Here is a 22136-nt window from a genome sequence, read left to right on the forward strand (position 1 = left end):
TGCCTGGGGCGAAAGAATAGTGACCGGGGACAGCGCAATCCCTCACGCCACCGCCCTCTGCACCGCCCATGGCAAGCCCGTTGGCCGGTGCGGGTATTGCCATTGGGGGGAACGCCTCCACCTAGAATTTGTCCAAGCCTGTACCGTGCAGGCACAAGGAGAGATACAGATGAATGACCAAGTCACCACCCTGAACCATTCGGCGGGCTATGGCATTTCGCAGGAAGAGCGCCACAAGGTGCTGCGCAATACCTATTGGCTGCTCGCACTGAGCATGATCCCCACCGTGCTGGGCGCCTGGATCGGCGTCGCCACGGGCATCACGCAGTCGCTGCGCGGCGGCGTGGGCCTGATCGTGTTCCTGGGCGGCGCGTTCGCCTTCATGTACGCGATCGAAAAGACCAAGCGCTCTGCCGCCGGCGTGCCCGTGCTGCTGGCCTTCACCTTCTTCATGGGCCTGATGCTCTCGCGCATGATCGGCATGGTGCTGGGCTTCAAGAACGGCACCGACCTGGTGATGACCGCATTTGCCGGCACCGCAGGCGTGTTCCTGGTCATGGCCACCCTGGCCAGCGTGATCAAGCGCGACCTCTCGGGCATGGGCAAATGGCTCATGGTGGGCGCCCTGGTGCTCATGGTCGGCGCCATCATCAACGTCTTCGTCGGCTCCTCGGCCGGCATGATGGCCATCTCGGTGGCTGCCATCGGCATCTTCAGCGCCTACATGCTGTATGACTTGAAGCAGATCCTGGACGGCGGCGAGACCAACTACATCAGCGCCACCCTGGCCCTGTACCTGGACATCTTCAATGTGTTCCAGAGCCTGCTGGCCCTGCTGGGCATCATGGGCGGCGAGAAGGACTGAGCTTCTTTCGCGCTGCGCCCCCTCAAAAAGGCTCCTTCGGGAGCCTTTTTGTTGACCGCGGGCCGTGGTCAACCCTCAACCCAGGCGAGCTGCTGCCGATAATGGAACTACATGCGCTCTACCCTCCTTTCCGCCTCCCTGCCTGTCCTGCGCCTCCTGGCCGTCTCTGCCGCCCTGCTGGCATTGGCCGGGTGCGACAAGATCACTGCCAGCCTGGGACTGAACGAAGCCCAGCAGAAGGATACCGAGGCCCGGGCCATTGGCGGGGCCTGCCGCCACGCACTGCGCGGCGTGGAGGACTGCTACACCCTCAATCCCAAGGCCCCCAAGGCGGCGGTCTTCGATGGATGGAAGGAGATGGACCAGTACATGCGCGACAACAAGATCGAAGGCACGCCTGCGGTGGTCACCAAGCCGCCCGAGCCGGCGCCCAAGCGTGCGGCAGCGAAGGCCTCCGCGCCCGCCGAGCATTGAACCGACCAAGACGACAAAGGGGCCCTCGGGCCCCTTTGCGCTTCGCGGCGGGTGATGTTCCCCGGCCTCAATCCCGCTCGAACACCGCCATGCTCTCCACGTGCGCCGTGTGCGGGAACATGTTGACCATGCCGGCCGCCGTGCAGCGGTAACCGCCCAGGTGCACCAGCAGGCCGGCGTCGCGCGCCAGCGTGGCGGGGTTGCAGCTCACGTAGACGATGCGCTTGGGCGCGGTCCAGTTCTCAGCCCCGGCCGGCAGCGGCGCAGCCCCTTCGGCACCAATGCGGGCCTGCTCGATGTCCGCCAGCGCCTTGGCCAGCGCGAAGGCGCCTTCGCGTGGCGGGTCCACCAGCCATTTCTCGGCCGAGCCGTCGGCGATCAGCATCTCGGGCGTCATCTCGAACAGGTTGCGGGCCACGAAATCGGTGGGCGCCAGCGCCTTGCCGCCTTCGGCAACCAGGCCCTGGTTGAGCCGGTAGTTCTCGCGCGAGCGCGCCACCAGCGTCTCGCTGCCCTCGATGCCCAGCACCTCGCGGCCCTGGGTGGCCAGGGGCAGCGTGAAGTTGCCCAAGCCGCAGAACCAGTCGATCACGCGCTCGTGCTTTTGCACGTCGAGCAGGCGCAGCGCGCGCGTCACCAGCACGCGGTTGATGTGTGGGTTCACCTGCGTGAAGTCGGTGGGCTTGAAGGGCATGGTGATGCCGAAGTCCGGCAGCGCATAGGACAACTGCTCGCCGCCCTCCTCCATGAGCTTCACGGTCTCGGGACCCTTGGGCTGCAGCCACCATTGCACCTGGTGGGCGGCTGCGAAGTCGCGCAACCGGGCCAGGTCGTCCGCGCTCAGCGGCTCCAGGTGGCGCAGCACCAGCGCGGTCACGCTGTCGCCGCAGGCCAGCTCGATCTGCGGGCAGGTGTCGCGCGCGTCCATGGAGGCGATCAGCGCGCGCATGGGCATCAGCATCGCGTCCACATGCGGGGGCAGCACCGGGCAGGTCTGCATGTCGGCCACATAGCGGCTCTTGCGCTCGTGGAAACCCACCAGCACCGTGCCCTTCTTGATGACGTGGCGCACTGACAGGCGCGCGCGGTAGCGGTAACCCCAGGCCGGGCCCTCGATGGGGCGCAGCACCATCTCGGCACGCACCTTGCCCAGGTGCCACAGGTTGTCTTCGAGCACGCGCTGCTTGACCGCCACCTGCCCGCCCACGTGCAGGTGCTGCATCTTGCAGCCGCCACAGGCCCCGGCATGCAGGCCGAAGTGCTGGCAGCCCGGGCGCACGCGCTGCGACGATTCGCGGTGGATCGCCGTCAGGCTGGCCTGCTCCCAGTTGTTCTTCTTGCGGTGGGTGTTGGCGGTGACGTATTCGAACGGCAGCGCGCCGTCGATGAAGACCACCTTGCCATTGGGCCTGCGGGCCACGCCCTGGGCTTCGAGGTCCAGGGATTGCACGGACAGCCAGCCTTCCGGCAGTTCTCCCGCTTCCTGCTGGGCGGGTTCATACGAGGGGGACAATTCTTTGGGTTCGCTCATCCCCTGATTGTCTCAGAGGCGGCGAACCGTCCCGCCGCCCCTTGCGGCCGGCAGGAAGAGAGGGCGCAATCAGCCGCGGTCGGCGCGCGGTGCGCGGCGGCCACCGGGGCCGGTCATGCGGGCTGGTGCAAAGCGGGGCAACTCGTTGATGCGCAGGTCGCAGCCATGGTTGTCCAGCGTGAACACCAGCGTGCTGCCGGGCGCCACGCGGGGCAGCACTTCGTGGATCTGGTAGGACATGTCCACCGGTGGCTCGGGCGAGCGGTAGATGATTTCCTTGGCCGGGCTGTAGACCACGTAGCAGGCAGCGGAGGCGGTCTGGCTGAAGCAGGCGGCCACCAGGGCCGCTGCGGCGAATTTGAATGCGGACATGAGAACTCCTCCTGCGACTTTCGGGTATTGCACCCATTATGCGGGCTTGCAGGGCGCTCGCCAATGCAGGCGTTGCGCGCGTGCCTACCGCAGCACGAGGTGGTTGGTGTGCTTGACCTCTTCCATCACCGCATAGGTGCGCGTTTCGCGCACGCCCGGCAGCTGCCACAGCACGTCGCCAGCAAACACGCGGTAGGCGTTCATGTCGGCCGAGCGGGTCTTGAGCAGGTAGTCGAACCCCCCCGCCACCATGTGGCACTCCATGATCTCGGGGTGCACCTGCACGGCGGCCTTGAACTGGTCGAACACATTCGGCGTGGTGCGGTCGAGCAGCACCTCGACGAAAACCAGCATGCCGGCGCCCAGCTTGAGCGGGTTCAGCCGCGCCTCGTAGCCCAGGATGAAGCCGTCGCGCGTGAGCCGCTGCACGCGCGCCAGCACCGCAGTGGGCGACAGGGCCACGGCCTCGGCCAGCTTGAGGTTGGCAATGCGCCCGTCTTCCTGCAGGATCGACAGGATCCGGCGGTCGATACGGTCCAGATCGGCAACGTTGGTCATTGAGTCTAGTGATTCATTCGTTCGATTGGCCAATTTTCGAACATTTATTCATCGCAAGTCCAGAGATGATCCGTTTCAGTGGGGCAGACAGCCGTTTGCCCCGAACTTCTCTCACCAAGACGCCGCCATGACCCATTCCGCCGCCTTTGCCGACTTCGCCCCGCGCACCCCGCTGGCCAACCCGCTGCGCGCGGCCATCACCGCGGCCTGCCGCCGCCCGGAACCCGAGGCCCTGGCACCGCTGCTGGAGCAGGCCCGCGTGCCGCAGGAGGTGGCCGCGGCCGCGCAGCAACTGGCACTGCGCATTGCGGGCGCGTTGCGCCAGCGCAAGGCCGGCACCGGCCGGGCCGGCATCGTGCAGGGGCTGCTGCAGGAGTTCTCGCTCTCGTCCCAGGAGGGCGTGGCCCTGATGTGCCTGGCCGAGGCGCTGCTGCGCATCCCCGATGCGGCCACGCGCGACGCGCTGATCCGCGACAAGATCAGCAACGGCCAGTGGGAGCCGCACCTGGGCAAGAGCCCCTCGCTGTTCGTCAATGCCGCCACCTGGGGCCTGCTGATCACCGGCAAGCTGGTGGCCACGCACAGCGAGGGCAGCCTGGGCGCATCGCTGGGCCGGCTGATCGGTCGGGGCGGCGAGCCGCTGATCCGCAAGGGCGTGGACATGGCCATGCGCATGATGGGCGAGCAGTTCGTCACCGGCGAAACCATTGCCGAGGCCCTGGCCAACGCGCGCCGCATGGAGGTCGAGGGCTTTCGCTATTCCTACGACATGCTGGGCGAGGCCGCGCTGACCAGCGCCGATGCCGAGCGCTACTACGCCTCCTACGAGCAGGCCATCCACGCCATCGGCAAGGCATCGGCCGGGCGCGGCATCTACGAGGGCCCGGGCATCTCGATCAAGCTGTCGGCCCTGCACCCGCGCTACAGCCGCGCGCAGTTCGGCCGCGTGATGGACGAGCTCTACCCCCTGGTGCTGCGCCTGACCGAGCTGGCCAGGAGCTATGACATCGGCATCAACATCGACGCCGAGGAGGCCGACCGGCTGGAGATCTCGCTCGACCTGCTGGAGCGCCTGTGCCACGCCGAGAGTCTGGCAGGCTGGAACGGCATCGGCTTCGTGATCCAGGCCTACCAGAAGCGCTGCCCCTACGTCATCGACTTCGTGATCGACCTGGCCCGGCGCACGCGCCGCCGCCTCATGGTGCGCCTGGTCAAGGGCGCCTACTGGGACAGCGAGATCAAGCGCGCCCAGATCGACGGCCTCGCCGACTACCCGGTCTACACGCGCAAGGTGCACACCGACATCTCCTACGTGGCCTGCGCGCGCAAGCTGCTGGCCGCGCCCGAGGCCGTGTACCCCCAGTTCGCCACGCACAACGCCGAGACCCTGGCCACCATCTACCAGCTGGCGGGCAGCAACTACTACGCGGGCCAGTACGAGTTCCAGTGCCTGCACGGCATGGGCGAGCCGCTGTACGAGCAGGTAGTGGGCGCCGTCACCGCCGGCAAGCTGGGCCGGCCCTGCCGCATCTACGCCCCGGTGGGCACGCACGAGACGCTGCTGGCCTACCTGGTGCGCCGCCTGCTGGAGAACGGCGCCAACACCTCCTTCGTGAACCGCATCGCCGACGAGACCATCGCCCTGGCCGAACTGGTGCGCAGCCCCGTTCAGGTGGTGGACGAAACCGCCGCCCGCGAAGGCACCGCCGGCCTGCCCCACCCGCGCATCCCGCTGCCAGGGGCGCTGTACGGCCATGGCCGCGCCAACTCGCAAGGCCTCGACATCGCCAGCGACGCCACGCTGGCGCAACTGGGCGCCACCCTGCAGGCCAGTGCGCTGCACGATTGGAAGGCCGGCCCGCTCCTGGCCACCGATGCCCCCGCCGGCCCCACCACCCCGGTACGCAACCCTGCCGACCTGCGCGACGTGGTCGGCCAGGTGCAGGAGGCCACGGCCGACGACGTGGACCAGGCACTGAAGCACGCACAGCAGGCGGCACCCGCCTGGGCCGCCACCGCCCCCGCCGAGCGCGCTGCCGCCCTGCAGCGCACGGCCGACCTGCTCGAAGAGCGCCTGCAGCCGCTGATGGGCCTGTTGATGCGCGAGGCCGGCAAGAGCGCCAGCAACGCCATCGCCGAGGTGCGCGAGGCCGTGGACTTCCTGCGCTACTACGCGGCCCAGGTCGCCACCACCTTCGACAACGCCACGCACCTCCCGCTGGGCCCCGTGGCCTGCATCAGCCCCTGGAACTTTCCGCTGGCCATCTTCATGGGCCAGGTGGCCGCGGCGCTGGCCGCCGGCAACACGGTGCTGGCCAAGCCGGCCGAGCAGACGCCGCTCGTCGCCGCCGAAGCCGTGCGCCTGCTGTGGCAGGCCGGCGTACCGCGCGGCGCGGTGCAGCTGCTGCCCGGCCAGGGCGAGACCGTGGGCGCGCGCCTGATCGGCGATGCCCGGGTGATGGGTGCCATGTTCACCGGCTCCACCGAGGTGGCGCGCATCCTGCAAAAGACCATTGCGGGCCGGCTCGATGCCGCTGGCCGCCCCATCCCGCTGATCGCCGAGACGGGCGGGCAGAACGCCATGATCGTGGATTCCTCGGCCCTGGTGGAACAGGTGGTCACCGATGCGGTCTCGTCGGCCTTCGACAGTGCGGGCCAACGCTGCTCGGCCCTGCGCGTGCTGTGCGTGCAGGAGGATGCCGCTGACCGCGTGGTCGAGATGCTCCAGGGCGCCATGGGCGAGCTGCGCATGGGCAACCCCGGTGCCCTCGCGGTGGACGTGGGCCCGGTGATCGACGCGGAAGCCCAAGGCGGCATCCACAGGCACATCGAGGCCTTCAAGGGCCGTGGCCACCGTGTATTCCAGCACTGCCGCAGCGATGCTGCCGAGGCTGCGCAGGGCACCTTCGTGCCGCCCACGCTGATCGAGCTGAACAGCATCAGCGAGCTGCAGCGCGAGGTCTTCGGCCCCGTGCTGCACCTGGTGCGCTATGCCCGCCAGGACCTGGACCAGCTGCTCGACCAGATCAACGCCACCGGCTACGGCCTGACCCAGGGCGTGCACACCCGCATCGACGAAACCATCGCCCGCGTGGTGGACCGCGCGCACGCCGGCAACGTCTACGTCAACCGCAACATGGTGGGCGCCGTGGTGGGCGTGCAGCCCTTTGGGGGCGAAGGCCTGTCGGGCACCGGGCCCAAGGCCGGTGGCCCCCTGTACCTGCTGCGCCTGCTGGCCGAGCGCCCGGCCGACGCGCTGGCACGGACCTTAGCCGCCGCCGACCGCGCCGCCCCGCCCGACCTGGCTGCACGCGACCAGTTGCTGATGCCGCTGCGTGCGCTGGAACGCTGGGCGCAGATGGGCAACCAGGCCACCCTGGCCGCCACCTGCCGCCGCTTTGCCGGCGAAAGCCAAAGCGGCACGGCGCGCACCCTGCCCGGCCCCACGGGCGAGCGCAATGTCTACAGCCTGCTGCCCCGCGCCACGGTGCTGTGCATCGCCTCTGCCGAGGATGACGTACTGACCCAACTGGCCGCCGTGCTGGCCAGCGGCGGCAAGGCCGTGTGGAGCGATGCCCACACCGCCCTGCGCACCACCCTGCCCGCCGAGGTGCAGGCGCGCATCGTGACCGCCGGCAATGCACTCGCCGATGGCGGCACCGAACTGGCGGCTGTGCTGCACCACGGCGGCCCCGAGGCCCTGCGCAGCACCTGCGAGCAGCTGGCGCGCCGCCCCGGCCCCATCGTCGCCGTCACGGCCCTGCAGCCCGGCAGCACCGACGTGCCGCTGGAGCGCCTGGTGATCGAGCGCGCGCTGAGCGTGAACACGGCGGCGGCGGGCGGCAATGCGAGCCTGATGACCATCGGCTGAGCTTTGTGGAGCGCGCTCACTCGATGGAGATGTTGCGCTCCTTGATGAGCTTGGACCAGCGCTCGCTCTCGCTGGCGATGAAGCGGGCGAAGTCCTCGCGGGTTCCGCCGCCGAACTCGTTGTTCTGCGACTGGATGATGTCCTTGACCTCGGGCCGCTCGATCGCCTTGGCGAAGGCTTCATGCAGCCGGGCCACGATCGCCGGCGGGGTTCCCTTGGGCGCGACGTAGCCCATCCAGTTGGACACGGTCACCTGCGGGTAGCCGAGCTCCGCGAAGGTGGGCGTGTCCGGCAGGGTCGACAGGCGCTTGGCCGAGGTGACGGCGATGGGCCGGATCTTGCCGGCCTTGATGGACTGCAGCGCTGCGCCCGTCTGCTCGAACATCAGGTCCACCTGCCCGGCCAGCAGTGCGGTGGCGGCAGGGCCGCCGCCCTTGAACGGAATGCCCACCATGTCGATGCCTGCGGTGCTTTCGAACAGCTCCGCCGAAAGATGGTGTGCGCCCCCGGGCCCCGCGTTGGCAATGTTCAGCGAACCCGGGGCCTTCTTCGCTGCCGTGACGATGTCGGCGACCGTCTTGTACGGCTTGCTGGCGGGGGTCGAGAGCACCAGCGGGCTCTTCTCCAGCAGGATGATCGGAACCAGGCTCTCGGGCGCGAAGTTCAGCTTGGGATAGATCCAGGGATTCACCGCCAGGGGGCCGAAGCTGCCCATGCCGATGGTGTAACCGTCCGGCGCGGCGCGGGCCAGCATTTCCGTGCCGATGTTGCCGCTGGCCCCCGGCTTGTTGTCCACGACCACCGGCTGGCCCAGGATGGCCGAGAGCTGCTGCGCCACCAGGCGTGTCTTGACGTCCGTATTACCGCCCGCGGCGAAGGGCACGATGATCGTGATGGCCTTTGCCGGGTAGGGCGCCGCCCCTTGCTGCGCGTGGGCGAGGCCCGGCGCTGCGCAGGCAAGCAGCGCAGCGGCGATCGCCGTCCTTCGGGTCCATGTGGGGTGCGTGCGGTGCATGGTCTGTTCTCCATCCATAGGTGAGGGGTGTGCGGGCCGGCGCTCCTTCAAGTGCGCTTCGGGCACTTCGGGTTTGCGCTTAATTGCATTTTACGGTCGTAATATGCAAAAATAGAACCTATGGAAAACACCAATGCCTGCCCTTCCGGGCAATTCGAGGTCGACGGAGAGGTGCTGCACGCCGTGGATCTGCCGGCCCTGTTCGGTCCGCGCCTGGCGCGCCTGCCGGTGGTACTGCGCCTGCTGCTGGAGAACGCCGTGCGCAACATGCAGGGGGCGGAGAGGGACGCCGCCGTCGATGCCCTGCTCGCCTGGCTGGACACCGGTACCAGCACGGCTGAAATCGCCTTCCAGCCGGGCCGCGTGCTGATGCATGACACGACCAGCACCCCGGCGCTGGTGGACATCGCGGGCATGCGCGACGCGCTGGCAGAGGCCGGTGTCGACCCCGCAGTGCTGAACCCCGGGCTGCCGGTCGATGTCTCGGTGGACCACTCGCTGGCCGTCGAGATCCATGCCCGGCGCGATGCCCTGGCGCGCAACCTGGAGCACGAAATCCGCAGGAACGGCGAGCGCTACCGCTTCCTGCGCTGGGCAGCCGCGGTGCTCGATGGGGTGCGCATCCACCCCCCGGGCACGGGCATCATGCACACCATCAACCTGGAGCAACTGGCGACGGTGGTCACCACCGAGGTCCGGGGCGGCGTGCGCTGGGCCCTGCCCGACATGATGATCGGCACCGACAGCCACACGCCCATGGTCAACGGCATCGGCGTGCTGGGCTGGGGCGTGGGCGGGCTGGAGGCGCAGACCGTGATGTTCGGCATGCCCACCATGCTGCGCATACCCGACGTCATCGGCGTCAAGCTCACCGGCGCCCTGGCGCCCGGCGTGCTGGCGACGGACCTGGCACTGACCGTGACACAGCGCTTGCGCGCAATCGGGGTGTCGGGCGAGTTCGTCGAGTTCTACGGCCCGGGCGTGTCCACGCTGACTGCAGGCCAGCGCAGCGTGGTGGCCAACATGGCACCCGAGTACGGCGCCACGACCGGTTTCTTCCCGGTGGACAGCCAGACCACCGCCTACCTGCTCGGCACGGGCCGCAGCGCGGCACACGTACGGCGGGCCGAGGCCTATCTGCACTTTGCAGGCCTGTGGTTCGACCCCGGGGCCGAGCCGACCTTCACGCGCCGCATCGAGGTGGATCTGGCCACGGTGGGCATGCACATCGCCGGCCCGCAAAGGCCGCAGGACCTGCTCGACCACGGCGATGCAGCGCGCGTGCTGCACGCCATCGGCTTCACACCGCGGGCGGACGCCGGGCCCGGCGCCGGGCTGCCGCGCCACGCCATCGCCATCGCCGCGATCACCAGCTGCACCAACACCTCGGACCCGGCCCTGCTGATCGCCGCCGGCCTGGTGGCGCGCAAGGCGCGCGCGCTGGGCATGCAGGTGCCCCACTGGGTCAAGACCTCGCTCGGGCCCGGCTCTCCGGCCGCCGCCTCGTACCTGAAGCGCGCCGGCCTGCTGGACGACCTGTCGGCCGTGGGTTTCGACATCGTCGGCCATGGCTGCACCACCTGCATCGGCAACCCCGGCCCCCTGCCCGAGATCATCCGCAGCGAGCTGGCGCAGGGCCGCATCCGCCCGGTGGCGGCGATCTCGGGCAACCGCAACTTCCCCGGGCGCGTGCACCCCGACCTGGACCTGGGCTTTCTCATGTCGCCCCCGCTGGTCATCGCCTTCGCGCTGGCCGGCGATGCCGAGCGCAACCTGCGCGAAGAACCGATCCAGACCCTGGCCGACGGGCGCCAGGTGTTCCTCCGCGACCTCTGGCCCAGCCACGGGGAGGTCGCCCGCATCACCGCGCAGGCAGTGCAGGCACCCGACTTCGCACGCGACTTCCGCATCGCCAGCCAGTCGCCGCTGTGGCACCGGCTGGACGCGCCGGCCACGCCGCGCTTTCCCTGGGACCCGGCGTCCACGGCCCTGCGGCGCCCGCCGTTCGCCTCTCTCGACCAAGGCAGCCAGCTGGGCCGCTACACGGCCTACCCGCTGCTGGTGGTCGGCAACGACATCACCACCGACCACATCTCCCCCGCCAGCGCCATTCCGCCCGACAGCCTGGTGGCCGACTTCCTGGTGGCGCGCGGCGATGACCGCAACGACCTCAACGTCTTCGCCTCGCGGCGCGGCAACTGGGAAGTGATGCTGCGCGCGGCCTTCCACAGCAAGACACTGGTGAACCGCTTGGCCCCCGGCGCGCCCGTGGCCCACACCCTGCACGCACCCAGCGGCGAGGTGCTGCCGATCTGGGAAGCGGCAGCGCGCTACCGCGAGGAAGGCCACGCCGTGGTGCTGGTGGCCGGCGAACGCTATGGCGCGGGCTCCTCGCGCGACTGGGCGGCCAAGGGCCAGCGGCTGCTGGGCATACGCGCCGTGCTGGCCATGGGCTTCGAGCGCATCCACCGCTCCAACCTGGTGGGCATGGGCATCCTGCCGCTGCGCTTTGCCCGGGGTGTCGGCCCCGACACACTGGCCCTGCAGCCGGGCGACCGCATCGCGGTGGACGCCCCGGCCCAGGGACTTGACCCGCGCTGCCAGGTACCCGTGGAGATCTTGCGCGCCAACGGCACGCGCGAGACCCTGGTGACCACCGCGGTGGTGGAGACCCAGCTCGAAGTGGAACTGCTGCGCAACGGCGGCGTGATCCCGCTGATCCTGCGCCAGACGATGGCCGCTCATGCGAAAACACCGGTCGCAGCGTAGGTCCGCGGGCGCCGGGCGTGGAAAATCGGTCCCCATGAAGACCGAATCCACCATTCCGGCCCAGATCATCGCGCTCGCCCAGTCCGAGCAGTGGGCGCTGGGCACGCACCTCAAGGCCCAGGGGCTGGCCGACCGCCTGCGCGTGTCGCGCTCGCCCATCAACGACGCACTGCAACTGCTGGCGGACAAGGGCGTGCTGTCGCGCGAGCGCAACCGCGGCTACTTCCTGGCGGCCCTGCCCACGGACCTGTCCAGCGAGACACTGGAGGAGATCGGTGTGTCCGAGACCGACGCCGTGGGCACAGCCTACTTTCGCATCGCCGAGGACCGGCTGCGCGGCCTGTTGCCGGACAGCATCACCGAAACGGCCCTGCGCGCACGCTACCAGCTCACGCTGGGCCAGTTCACCGCCGTGCTGGGCCGCATCGCCCAGGAGGGCTGGGCCGAGCGCAAACCGGGCTACGGCTGGGAGTTCACCTCCATGCTGACCACGCCCGACAGCCTGCTGCAGTCCTACCGGCTGCGCCTGGCGCTGGAGCCGGCGGCCTTGCTGGAGCCGGGCTACAGGCTCGACGCCCAGGTGCTTGCGCGCTGCCGCGCCGCCGAAATGCATTTGCTGCAGGGCGGCATCGCCACCGACACGGCCGACCAGTTGCACGACCGGGGCGTGCGCTTCCATGAGTCGCTGATCGAGGCCTCGGGCAATGCCTTCTTCATCGACACCATCCGCCGCGTCAACCGCGTGCGCCGCCTGCTCTCGTACCGCTCGATGAAAGACCGCAGCCGCTACCAGCAGCACTGCGAGCAGCACCTGCACATCCTGCAACTGCTGGAGCACGAGCGCAACGAAGAGGCATCGCTGGCGATGCGCGAACACCTGTCCAGCACGCTGCGCAACCTGGCGCAGATCAGCGCCATCCTGCAGGCCCGCCCCGCCGCTCCGCAACCCCCTTCCAAAACACCATGAACCCTGCTGCCGCATCCCCCGACATCGTCCGCGCCGTCGCGCCCGCCGGCGTGCTGCGCGCCTCCATCAACCTGGGCAACCCCATCCTCGCGCGCCGCGACGGCGACGGCCAGGCCGCGGGCGTCTCGGTGGACCTGGCCCATGCCTTCGCCCACCGGCTGGGCATCGGGCTCGAGCTCGTCGTCGTCGACGCGGCGGGCAAGTCGGTGGACGTGGTCACCGAGGAAAGGGCCGACATCGGCTTCTTCGCGATCGACCCGGTGCGGGGTGCGGGCATCGCCTTCACCGCGCCCTACGTGCTGATCGAAGGCGCCTACCTGGTGCGCGATGCCTCGCCGCTGCACAACAACGAGGACGTGGACCGCCCTGGCCAGACCATCACGGTCGGCAAGGGCAGCGCCTACGACCTGTACCTCACACGGGAAATCCGGCATGCGCAGATCGTGCGCGCCCCCACCTCGCCCACGGTGGTGGACACCTTCGTGGAACAGCACCTGGATGTCGCGGCCGGCGTGAAGCAGCAGCTGCAGGCCGATGCACAGCGCATCGCCGGCTTGCGCCTGCTGCCCGGGCGCTTCATGGTGATCCAGCAGGCCATGGGCCTGCCGCGCTCCCGGGATGCGGCCGCGGTCCGGTTCCTGGGGGCCTTTGTCGAGGAGGTGAAAGCCAGCGGCTTTGTCGCGCAGGCGCTGGCCAGGCATGGCATCGAGGGCGCTTCCGTTGCACCAGCCGAGCAAAGGCAGGACTGAAAGCGCCGCCTTGGGGCAAGGCCCATCGCCATGAAGTGAGCAACCAACGGCGCACCTCCGGTGTGCGGCAATCATTCGATCAACTTGCCCACTGCACCCGGAAATGGGCGCCCGCCTCCATTGAGCAGCGCCGTGAGACCCGCACGAACACATCTTGATGCAGGTCACGCTGGGGAACCTGCACTTGACCGACCATGGGAAGGCCTCCGGGCAAGAACGGTGCCGGCGCACCGCCCAGGCGAGCCCCCCAGATCCCTCCCCCATGAACATTTCCGAGCTCATCGTCACTCAGGCGCCCGATGGCATCCTGTTCGTATCGGACAGCGGCACCATCGTGCTTGCCAACGAGGCGCTGTGCACGCTGTCAGGCTACCAGCGCCATGAACTGCTTGGAAAGTCCGTCGAGCTCTTCCTGCCAACCGATCTGCACCGATTGCATGTGGAAAACAGGCAGCGCTATGCGCTCGACCCCCAACGCCGACCCATGGGGACCATGGGGAACCTGACCCTGCTGCGCAAGGACGGTGCGAGGGTACCGATAGACATCGCACTGAGCCGTCTGGATGCTGAAGGCCATGTCGGCACGATCGCTTTTGTCCGGGATACGAGCGAGACCAAACAGTCAGAGCGGCAACTGCAGCACCAGGCAACGCACGACGCGCTGACGGGTCTGACCAATCGCTGGCTGTTGGGTGAATACCTGCGTCAAGCCATTGCGCATGCAGAACGCGCAGGCAGGCGGATCGCACTTTTGTTGCTGGACCTTGATGGCTTCAAGTCAGTCAACGACACCTTCGGGCACGCCGTTGGAGACAAGCTGCTGGTCGATGTGGCTGGGAGTCTGACAGCGCAAGTGCGTGCCAGCGATGTCGTTGCGCGCATTGGCGGCGACGAGTTTGTGATTTTGCTGCGGGAGGTCGAACAGCTTTCGGACGCAGTCGCGGTAGCCGACAAGCTGGTTGCTGCGCTCTCACTCCCTCGCATCGTCGACGGCATTACAGTCCAGACAGGCTGCAGCCTGGGTATCGCCATGTACCCTGTGGACGCACAGGAGCCCGACACATTGATGCGTTGCGCCGACCTCGCCATGTACCACGCCAAGGCACAGGGCCGGGGGCGCAGCATCGTGTTCACGCCCGGGATGTCGGATTTGATAGCGGCGCCCAGACATCTCTGAGCCACGTCTGCACGTCACCAAACGCAGTGTGCCTAGCTTTGAGTGGCACTGACAGCACTGGCTTCCAGTCGTTGAGTTCGAACCGACCACTCCAGCGGTCAAGCCTCCGATCCAGATCCTGGTGAACGAGTTGTCGGGCATGTTCGGGGCGGGGAGCAGCAGCCGTTTGCAAGCGAACAATGGGCGAGTCGGGCAACAACTTTGGGCAAACACGGAGAGCCGTCAAATCCTCAACCTACGGTGAGGTTTGCGGCAACCGCTCCTCTGTACCCCCTAGATCCAGCATTGTGCGCAGCGCCCGCTTGGCAGCCGATTCAACCTTGCAACGAGCGCGTTCCAGGGTGACCCATACAAAAAAGCGCTCGCCCACGACCGAAGGGCCAGAGGTTGACTTTGCGTTCCAGCAATGGCGACTCGTTTGCCCTCGGTTTGAGTCAGCGCGCTAGCGCATCTACCGCCCAGTCGCACCAGTTGGCCACGGCTGCATCGCCCGGGTTGGTACGCGCCTCCAGCTCCGGCCAGCGGCGGTGGCATGCATTGAGCAGGCCTTGCAGCTGAAAAATCGCCTCGCGTCCCACCAAGGCCAACTCGGCCATGCCGATCGCGTCGCCTTGCAAATGATCCATCAGGTCCGCCTGGTGCTGGGGATGGGAACCTGCTTCCACCAGGGCCCTTTGCAGCGCCACCAGCCGCGCGTCGGCAAACGTGAAGGCGCTGGCGGGAGACAAGGCCTCGGGCAGGGCAGGGAGCAGTGCGGCTTTGAGCTCGTCCCATTTGATGAAGGCTTCTGCCAGCAACGCGGCCTGGCGCGGGGCATCATTGCCCAGGGGCATCAGGGCCGACTCACGGGCCACCTCTTCCTGCAGCAGGGGCAAGACGTGTGCCACCAGGCCTGAAGGGAACTTTCGATGGTTCAGCCGCAGCATCAGCGATAGGCGCTGCGCCGGCATGTCCTCGTACTTTTCGAAAAAGGCAGACACCACCTCGGCCAGCAGCAGGATGCGGCCCATGGGCGAGATCTCGGCCCCAGCCAGGCCGCGCGGGTAGCCGCTGCCGTCCATGCGCTCGTGGTGTTCCAGGACCGCCGTCTCGGCTTCCTTGGCGTAAAACTGTGTATCTCGCACCATCAGCATGGCAGAGACAGGATGCGCAATCAGGTGCTTGCGCTGAGCGCCGACGGCTTTGAAGTGCGGGTCGCTCCAGGCAGGGTCCATATGCAGTACGCCCAGATCGTGCAGCAGGGCTGCGGCCGCCAACGTGCACAGATCGCGCTCTGCGATGCCGCTCTTGGTTCCCAGGAAAACGGCCACCACCACCATGCGCACGCTGTGCAAGTAGAGTGCGGGTCGCTTGTCGCGCATCACCGTGAGCTTGCAGGCGACGGGAGCGGGAATGACCAGCCCTCGAAGTGGCGCCAGCAACCGCGCTGCGGAGCCTGCCGCATCGGTAAGCATGGCGCACAGCACGTCCTGCTCGACCAGGTCTTTGCCAGCTATGAGTAGTGCGTCCACATCCACTGGGTTCTCGACGGACAGGTGCTGGTCTATGGGTTCGCGCAACTTGTGTCGCACCAAACGGTCGTACAGGCGGCTGTCGATGCGCGTCCCCTTGTCCACCAACTTGACACCGTTGTCTGCATAAATCGATGCGCCCGCCAGCACTACACGTTTGTCGGCCATGTCTGTCAGCGCGCGCAAATAGTGGGAAGCGGCATCCGGCTTCAAAACTGCATCTGTAGTCAAAGTCATTTGGTCGCTGCCTGGCAATATTGACCAGTGCTTTGTCCCGTAAAAAGAGCCCAAAGGTAAAACCGATGTATTTCGCGCCAAAGCAAGGCGCAAACCGCAGCGATAGCCGTAGCTGTCGCGAGGATTTGCAACGCTGCCCTGGCGTGAAAGACGCGGTTTTATGGGCATTTATTTGCGGGACAGGACACTAGCCCCAAGTAACAAAGGCGATATCAAGAAGCGGCATATCCCTTCTGGTCTCGATGCGGCCGACTTCGGCGATTCCACAGCAGTTTTCTTCGGTCTCGCACGTCCTGCAGAGCGGCATCCATCAGGGAAGGGAAGGCGAACGCTTTTGCCTTGTGGATTCCTGCATGCTCAGTGCTCGAAAAGCAATCGATCAAGAGTCATTTCCATCTCTGCCCAAGAATTCTCCTGTGACAAGGTGCCAGGGGCCGTGCTGCGAGTGTTCGGGTCGGTTCGGAACAGAGCCATCTTCGCTTTCGGAGCTGAGCGGCGTGCATGGTGCTGGAGCACCCCAAGCATGTCACCGGCGAGGCCCATGTCCACGACGATCACATCGACGGGCTCGCTCAAGAGCACCAGCACCGCGTCCGTCACACTCGAAAGGTCGGTGATGACACAGGTAGGATCGCGGACTCGACAAACAGCCTGCACAGCTTCCCTGCGCCTGCGGGTCGGTAGCACCGTCAAAATCCTGCGCGGGGCAGCGTTCTGCCTGGCAGAGTTCATCCTGTCCGGCACAACTCGCTCCTCAAGGGTGGGGCGCTGGACTGGCTTTCCTGAAAGAGCTCCAGCGCGGCGCCAGAGGTATCGGCTACAGCTCGCATGTCCTGGAAAGGCCTCTCCGTGAATAAACCATCAGCAATGTCGCCTTTGCAACGCGCAGGGTCCGATTGTGAGGCGCTTGTTCGCTTGGCAAGTTGATCCAGGTCAACCTCCTCCATTTCCGCGCGCCCCGATCCGAAAATCGGTGCCCAAGGAAGGTGACCAGAGACGACAGACAGCGTGGCCGAAGCATCCAGTGGGCGTGAAAGCAGAAAGCCCTGCCCCTCGTCGCATCCCATCGACTGGAGCAACTTCAACTGGGCTTCGGTTTCAATCCCCTCGGCGATGCAGCGCAAATTCAGCCGGTGGGCCATGTCCACAATGAGGCGCACAATCTCGCACGCGCTCGCGTCGTCCTCCATCGCCGAGACGAACTGCCGATCGATCTTCAGATACTGCACCGGAAAGCGACGCAGGTAGGCCAAGGAGGAATAGCCCGTGCCGAAGTCGTCGATACTGAGCGTCACCCCCAGGTTGCGAAACGACTTCAGCGATTGCATGACGGCGTCGATATCGCCAAACAGCAATGATTCGGTCAGCTCGATTTCGAGCAACCGGGCAGGAATGCCGTGGCGGTCGAGCGCCAGTGCAACGTGCTGCACGTAGTTCTGCCGCTGAAACTGCAGCGCAGAGAAATTAACAGCCACCACAGGCGCCGCCAGACCCTGCGCCTGCCAGGACGAGAGTTGCGCCAGCGCCTGCTCCAACACGCTGTCGCCAATCAGCCCAATCAGGCCACGGCGCTCGGCCAGTGGTATGAATTCGCCGGGAGAAATACTGCTGCCATCGGGCAGTACCCATCGGGCCAGGGCCTCGACACCCGACAACTGCCCCGAAGCCAGATCCACCTTGGGTTGGTACGCTACCGTGATCTGGTTCAGGCGCACCGCATCGCGCAATGCAAGCGCCATGCGGCGCTGTCCATCTTGCGCTTCATAGCACTGCAGCGTGGGCAAACCTGGCACGGCCTCCTGACGGGCGGCCGATGCATGGAGCAGGGCTTCGGCAGCGCTTGCGCAACCCCGCGCCAACGATGACAGGCCCACGCTGACCGAGATCTGTATGTGCTTTCCCTCGCCGAGGTCGAAAGCCAGGGCCGTCTTCGCATACAGGCGCGATGCGAACGACTGAACCACATCGCCGCTGTCAGCATTCGAGTCGGCCAACGCGATCGCGAACTCATCCGGTCCCACGCGAGCGACCACCGCAGGCCGGCCATCGGCAGCGGCGACCTCCGTGCACCGCAGTGCCATCTGGCGCAGCACAGCATCGCCAGAGGCAAGTCCGTGCAGCTCATTGAGTTCCGTGAAGCCATCGATGTCCAGCGCGAGGACATGGACGACATCGGCCTTCTCGCTCAGGAGGTCGGCGGCCTCGGTGAATGCCTTGCGGCTGAGCAAACCCGTGGTGGCATCCGTGGCGGCGTCCCGTCTCGCGCTACCGCTGCCTGTCAGCTGAGCCCCTTGCTCTGCATAAGTGCCCAGATGGTAGGCGGCCACGCCATCCGACCCACGCAGCGTGACGATGGTCAGATACTCATGCGACAACTGGCCGTCCTTGCGGCGGTTCCAGATTTCGCCTTGCCAGCGCCCCTGGCTGCCCAGAGATGCCCACATGGTGCTGTAGAAGCTGCGCCCCTGCAGCCCAGATCGCAGCATGCTCGGACTGCGCCCGACGAGTTCGTTCATTGCATAGCCGGTAGCGCATTCAAACGCCTCATTCACCTTGAGAATGCATCCGTCAGGTTCGGTCAACACCATCGGCGCGGGCGATTCCCGCATGGCCTGCAGCAGCATGCCGACCACCTCCGTGCCAAAAGCCGGGTGGGCGCCATGTGCGTCGATGGAGATAGTGTGTTGCTCGGCCATATGTTTCCTTGCAGAGGAACCGGGAGCGAGCAGATCGCGCTCCAGATGGTTCAGTGTAGAAACGGCCGGCCGGCCGGTCTGTGGGGAAGTCTTGATGGACTGGGTGGGGGGAAGCTCGACACGCGCCAGCACGCTGGCCATCTTTCGCAGCCGATGTCAGACGGCCAATCAGGGCAACCGCACCAATGGGTGGCAGCCCCTTATGCGGACTATTGCACGTCCGTCCCGAGCAATTGATGGCGCATTGCGAGACGCACCAGCGCGGTCACATTGGCGGTTCCCAGCTTGCCCATGAGGCGGCTGCGGTAGGTATCCACGGTCTTGGGCGAGAGGTGCAGTTCTCGGCCGATGGCAGCACTGGACAGCCCTGTGACCACCATGACGACGATCTGCCGCTCGCGGGGCGACAGCGCCGCGAAAGGATCGACATCTGTATCCGCCGTCAGGGCCTGCACGGCCAGATCCGCCACCTCCTGGCCAAGGTAGCGGCGCCCCTGCAACACCACCTCGATGGCGCGCAGCACCTCGCTGGAGGGCGCGCCCTTCAACACATAGCCCGCAGCCCCCATGCGCAACGACTCGGCTACATGCTGGGGCTGCGCCGACATGGTGAGCATCACGGTCCGCACGCTCAGCGCGCGGCGCTGCAAGTCGGCCAGCACTTCGAATCCGGACCGCCCCCCCAGGCTCAAGTCCAGGAGCAGCACCTCCGGCATCAACCGTTGGATGTCGGCAACGGCAACGGTGGGATCAGCCGTCTCACCGACCACTTCATGGCCCGCGATCTGCAGCACCGCCCGCAGCCCTTCCCGAACCATGAGGTGATCGTCCACCAGATAAAGTCTGCTCATGGGCGCCCTCCCCACTCAAGCCGCACAATGGTGCCGCCTGCGGGGTTCGGCGCGATACTGAAGCGGGCGCCCGTGGCAAGCGCGCGTTCGCGCATGCCCACCACACCCAGGTGCCCTGGGCGAGCGATCTGCGTATCCAGGGCCCAGCCCTGGCCATCATCCACTACATCGATCCGAAACTGGCCTTCATCCCCTGTCAAAACAACCCTCACAAGGGTCGCTTTCGCATGCTGCACGGCGTTGGAGGTGGCCTCCCGAGCGACCATGAAGGCGGCGTACTCTGCATCGGCTGGCCATCGCATGCGAGCGACCTCAGGCTCGACTTCAAGCAACAGGTCGATGCCCGGAAGGGTGAGGTCGCGTGACCTCAATTCATTGTCCAGGGCTGCTGCAAGTCCGTCATCGTCCAGCAATGGTGGGCGAAGATCCACCAGGACCTGACGCACCTGCTTGATCGCCTGGTCGATCAGGCCACCCAGTTGCTGCCTGGCCTTCCCACCGGCTTGAACCTCCTGAGCCCCCATGGGGGTTGCATCAAAAGTGAGCCTGATCGCGGTGAGCGTCTGGCCGAGCTGGTCGTGCAGGGCCTGAGCGAGCCGCTGTGTCGTCTCCTTTTCCTGGTGCATGAGCTGCTGCGCCAGATCCGACAACTCACTCTGGTAGCGCAGCAACGCTTCCTCTGCCCGGGCTCTTTGCGTGACATCACGCAAGATCGCTGTGAGGGTCAGCTTGCCATTGACCATCGCACGTGAAATGGACGCTTCCAGCTCCAGGACCTCTCCGTCGGCGCGCACGCCTTTGACACGGCCAGCGCCCATGGCACGCCGCGTGACCTTGGATTCGACAAACCCATGCAGGTCGGCGCCATGCCCGCTGCGATAACGCTCGGGCATCAGCGAGTCCAGCGGTTGATTGAGCATGCTGGCGGCGGTGCGCCCGAAAATGCGTTCGGCCGCCGGGTTGAACAGCACGATGCGCCCCTCCTCGTCGCAACTGATCACCGCGTCGCTGGCCGCATCGATCACCGCGGCCAGGGTCTCCTGCTGCTCGCGCAGACGCAGCTCGGCCTGGACGCGCTCGGTGACGTCGCGAAGGATGACGGTAAAGAGCTTCTGACCCGCAATCTCCACCTGCGAGATGGATGCCTCGATGGGGAACTCCTCCCCATCTGCCCTGAGGCCGCTGATGGCCCCGATGGAGCCCATGCGGCGGGTGGTGATGCCTGTGGTTCCGAATGCTTCGACGTGGGCCGCATGCTGCCCGCGAAATCGCTGGGGCATGAAGCGGGTGATCGGGTGGCCCAGCGCTTGCGCAGACTCGCAGCGGAACATGCGCTCCGCTGCCTTGTTGAAGAGCACGATGCGCTGCGTTGCGTCGATCGTGACGATGCCGTCCATGGCCGATTCGAACAACGCCCTCAGCCGGGCTTCGCTGTCGGAAAGCCCGGTCTGTACCTCGCTCGGCAGTGGCGGCATGTCAGTCAAATGGAGGTACGCCTCTTGTTGGAACCAGGCGGCAGGCAGCGCATGCACCGATGCACCACCCATGCCGCGCCACCCTCTTTCGGTCATTGTAGGTTCGGTTGGGCTGGGTTGGCCAAGGAAACATGACCGAAGCTCCCGTCAGGCGCAGTGGAGAACTCCCCACATCCAGATGCTGGCCGGCTGCCTACAGTCAAGGCACCAACCGGGTACCTGCACCATGACCAACGCTTCCACCACCGCCACCTGCTCCCAGTGCACACAACGCGATGTGTGCTTTCCCGTGGACCTGGAGCCATTGCAACGGGTGCGCCTGGACCAGCTGTCGATTCGGCGCATCCGGATCAAGCGGGGCGAGCACCTGTTTCGTGACGGCGATGCGTTCAATGCCATCTTCACCGTGCGCAGCGGCTTTTTCAAGACAGGCCTGGCCACCGAAACGGGGCACGAGCAGGTGACCGGATTCCAGATGGCCGGCGAAATGCTGGGCCTGGACGGGATCGTCACGGAGCGCCATATGGGCAATGCGGTGGCGCTCGAAGATTCGGAAGTATGCGCGATTCCCTATGCTCGGCTGGCGGAGCTCTCGCGTGAACTGCCCGTCATGCAACAGCATCTGCACAAGGCGATGAGCCGGGAGATCGTTCGCGAGCACCAGATGATGCTATTGCTGGGCAGCATGCGGGCGCAGGAGCGGCTGGCGACTTTCCTGCTGAACCTGGTCAAGCGCCTTCATGCGCGCGGATTCTCGGAATCGGAGCTGGTGCTGCGCATGACGCGCGCGGAAATCGGCTCCTACCTCGGGATGAAGCTCGAAACCGTGAGCCGGCTGTTCTCCAGGCTGGCCCAGGAAGGAATTTTGATCGTGCGCCAGCGGCACGTTTGCATCGCTGACGCAGGCAGGTTGCTGGGCAACGAGGCGCAAGGAGCCATGCACTAGTGTGCTGTCCCGCAGATAACTGGCATTAGTCGTGCATGCCTTTTGGGTATCCTTGCAACGGAGATACCGCAA

16 protein-coding genes are annotated in these 22136 nt (G+C 66.5%); 8 read left to right on the forward strand and 8 right to left on the reverse strand.

What is annotated here, in order from left to right; translation table 11 throughout:
- The first annotated feature begins 169 nt into the window (after nt 1-169).
- Together AC07PA_RS14410 and AC07PA_RS14415 are read left to right on the forward strand one after the other, a co-directional pair.
- Nucleotides 170-865 carry a Bax inhibitor-1/YccA family protein gene (locus AC07PA_RS14410; RefSeq protein WP_007856171.1) on the forward strand — a complete coding sequence of 232 codons (696 nt, stop codon included), beginning with the start codon at nt 170-172 and terminating at the stop codon, nt 863-865.
- A 111-nt stretch (nt 866-976) separates the two neighbouring features.
- The gene (locus AC07PA_RS14415; RefSeq protein WP_494608276.1) at nt 977-1339 is read left to right on the forward strand and encodes a hypothetical protein; all 363 of its coding nucleotides are present in this window, start codon (nt 977-979) and stop codon (nt 1337-1339) included.
- 67 nt (nt 1340-1406) lie between these two features.
- Here the strand turns inward: AC07PA_RS14415 and rlmD are convergent, their stop codons facing one another.
- The 3 genes from rlmD to AC07PA_RS14430 all read right to left on the reverse strand — a co-directional run bounded on the left by rlmD (nt 1407) and on the right by AC07PA_RS14430 (nt 3800).
- Complete coding sequence (rlmD, locus tag AC07PA_RS14420) at nt 1407-2870, reverse strand: 23S rRNA (uracil(1939)-C(5))-methyltransferase RlmD (RefSeq protein WP_494608277.1); 1464 nt, start codon at nt 2868-2870, stop codon at nt 1407-1409.
- Nucleotides 2871-2939: 69 nt separating this feature from the next.
- A complete protein-coding gene (locus AC07PA_RS14425) occupies nt 2940-3242 on the reverse strand; it encodes a hypothetical protein (protein WP_145698867.1) in 303 nt (100 codons plus the stop codon).
- An 84-nt stretch (nt 3243-3326) separates the two neighbouring features.
- The gene (locus tag AC07PA_RS14430; protein ID WP_494608278.1) at nt 3327-3800 is read right to left on the reverse strand and encodes an Lrp/AsnC ligand binding domain-containing protein; all 474 of its coding nucleotides are present in this window, start codon (nt 3798-3800) and stop codon (nt 3327-3329) included.
- A 127-nt stretch (nt 3801-3927) separates the two neighbouring features.
- On the opposite strand from AC07PA_RS14430, the gene putA reads away from it, so the two are divergent.
- Nucleotides 3928-7671, forward strand: a complete 3744-nt coding sequence (gene putA, locus AC07PA_RS14435; RefSeq protein ID WP_494608279.1) for a trifunctional transcriptional regulator/proline dehydrogenase/L-glutamate gamma-semialdehyde dehydrogenase — start codon at nt 3928-3930, stop codon at nt 7669-7671.
- 16 nt (nt 7672-7687) lie between these two features.
- Here the strand turns inward: putA and AC07PA_RS14440 are convergent, their stop codons facing one another.
- Nucleotides 7688-8686 carry a Bug family tripartite tricarboxylate transporter substrate binding protein gene (locus AC07PA_RS14440; protein ID WP_494608280.1) on the reverse strand — a complete coding sequence of 333 codons (999 nt, stop codon included), beginning with the start codon at nt 8684-8686 and terminating at the stop codon, nt 7688-7690.
- Between the two features lie 120 nt (nt 8687-8806).
- Between AC07PA_RS14440 and acnA the strand changes: the two genes are divergently transcribed.
- The 4 genes from acnA (at nt 8807) to AC07PA_RS14460 (ending at nt 14348) form a co-directional block, all read left to right on the forward strand.
- The gene (gene acnA, locus AC07PA_RS14445) at nt 8807-11455 is read left to right on the forward strand and encodes an aconitate hydratase AcnA (RefSeq protein ID WP_494608281.1); all 2649 of its coding nucleotides are present in this window, start codon (nt 8807-8809) and stop codon (nt 11453-11455) included.
- A 34-nt stretch (nt 11456-11489) separates the two neighbouring features.
- Entirely contained in the window at nt 11490-12422 is a 933-nt protein-coding gene (locus AC07PA_RS14450) for a GntR family transcriptional regulator (RefSeq protein ID WP_494608282.1), read from the forward strand.
- Nucleotides 12419-13171, forward strand: a complete 753-nt coding sequence (locus AC07PA_RS14455; RefSeq protein ID WP_494608283.1) for an ABC transporter substrate-binding protein — start codon at nt 12419-12421, stop codon at nt 13169-13171. The genes AC07PA_RS14450 and AC07PA_RS14455 overlap by 4 nt, the downstream gene beginning before the upstream one ends.
- A 262-nt stretch (nt 13172-13433) precedes the next feature.
- Nucleotides 13434-14348, forward strand: a complete 915-nt coding sequence (locus tag AC07PA_RS14460) for a diguanylate cyclase domain-containing protein (protein WP_494608284.1) — start codon at nt 13434-13436, stop codon at nt 14346-14348.
- A 434-nt stretch (nt 14349-14782) separates the two neighbouring features.
- Here the strand turns inward: AC07PA_RS14460 and AC07PA_RS14465 are convergent, their stop codons facing one another.
- From AC07PA_RS14465 to AC07PA_RS14480, 4 genes are all read right to left on the reverse strand, one after another.
- Nucleotides 14783-16096 (reverse strand): HD-GYP domain-containing protein, encoded by a 1314-nt coding sequence (locus AC07PA_RS14465; RefSeq protein WP_494608285.1) that lies wholly within the window; start codon nt 16094-16096, stop codon nt 14783-14785.
- 728 nt (nt 16097-16824) lie between these two features.
- The gene (locus tag AC07PA_RS14470; protein ID WP_494608286.1) at nt 16825-18933 is read right to left on the reverse strand and encodes a putative bifunctional diguanylate cyclase/phosphodiesterase; all 2109 of its coding nucleotides are present in this window, start codon (nt 18931-18933) and stop codon (nt 16825-16827) included.
- 68 nt (nt 18934-19001) lie between these two features.
- Complete coding sequence (locus tag AC07PA_RS14475) at nt 19002-19643, reverse strand: response regulator transcription factor (protein ID WP_145697512.1); 642 nt, start codon at nt 19641-19643, stop codon at nt 19002-19004.
- Nucleotides 19640-21190: a PAS domain-containing sensor histidine kinase gene (locus AC07PA_RS14480; RefSeq protein ID WP_494655378.1), complete on the reverse strand. Its 1551-nt coding sequence runs from the start codon at nt 21188-21190 to the stop codon at nt 19640-19642. The genes AC07PA_RS14475 and AC07PA_RS14480 overlap by 4 nt, the downstream gene beginning before the upstream one ends.
- Before the next feature lie 154 nt (nt 21191-21344).
- Here AC07PA_RS14480 and AC07PA_RS14485 point away from each other — a divergent pair, with 154 nt between their 5' ends.
- Entirely contained in the window at nt 21345-22064 is a 720-nt protein-coding gene (locus tag AC07PA_RS14485; protein ID WP_494608288.1) for a helix-turn-helix domain-containing protein, read from the forward strand.
- Nucleotides 22065-22136 lie beyond the last annotated feature (72 nt).

The organism is Acidovorax sp. GW821-FHT09B03 (assembly GCF_059418305.1).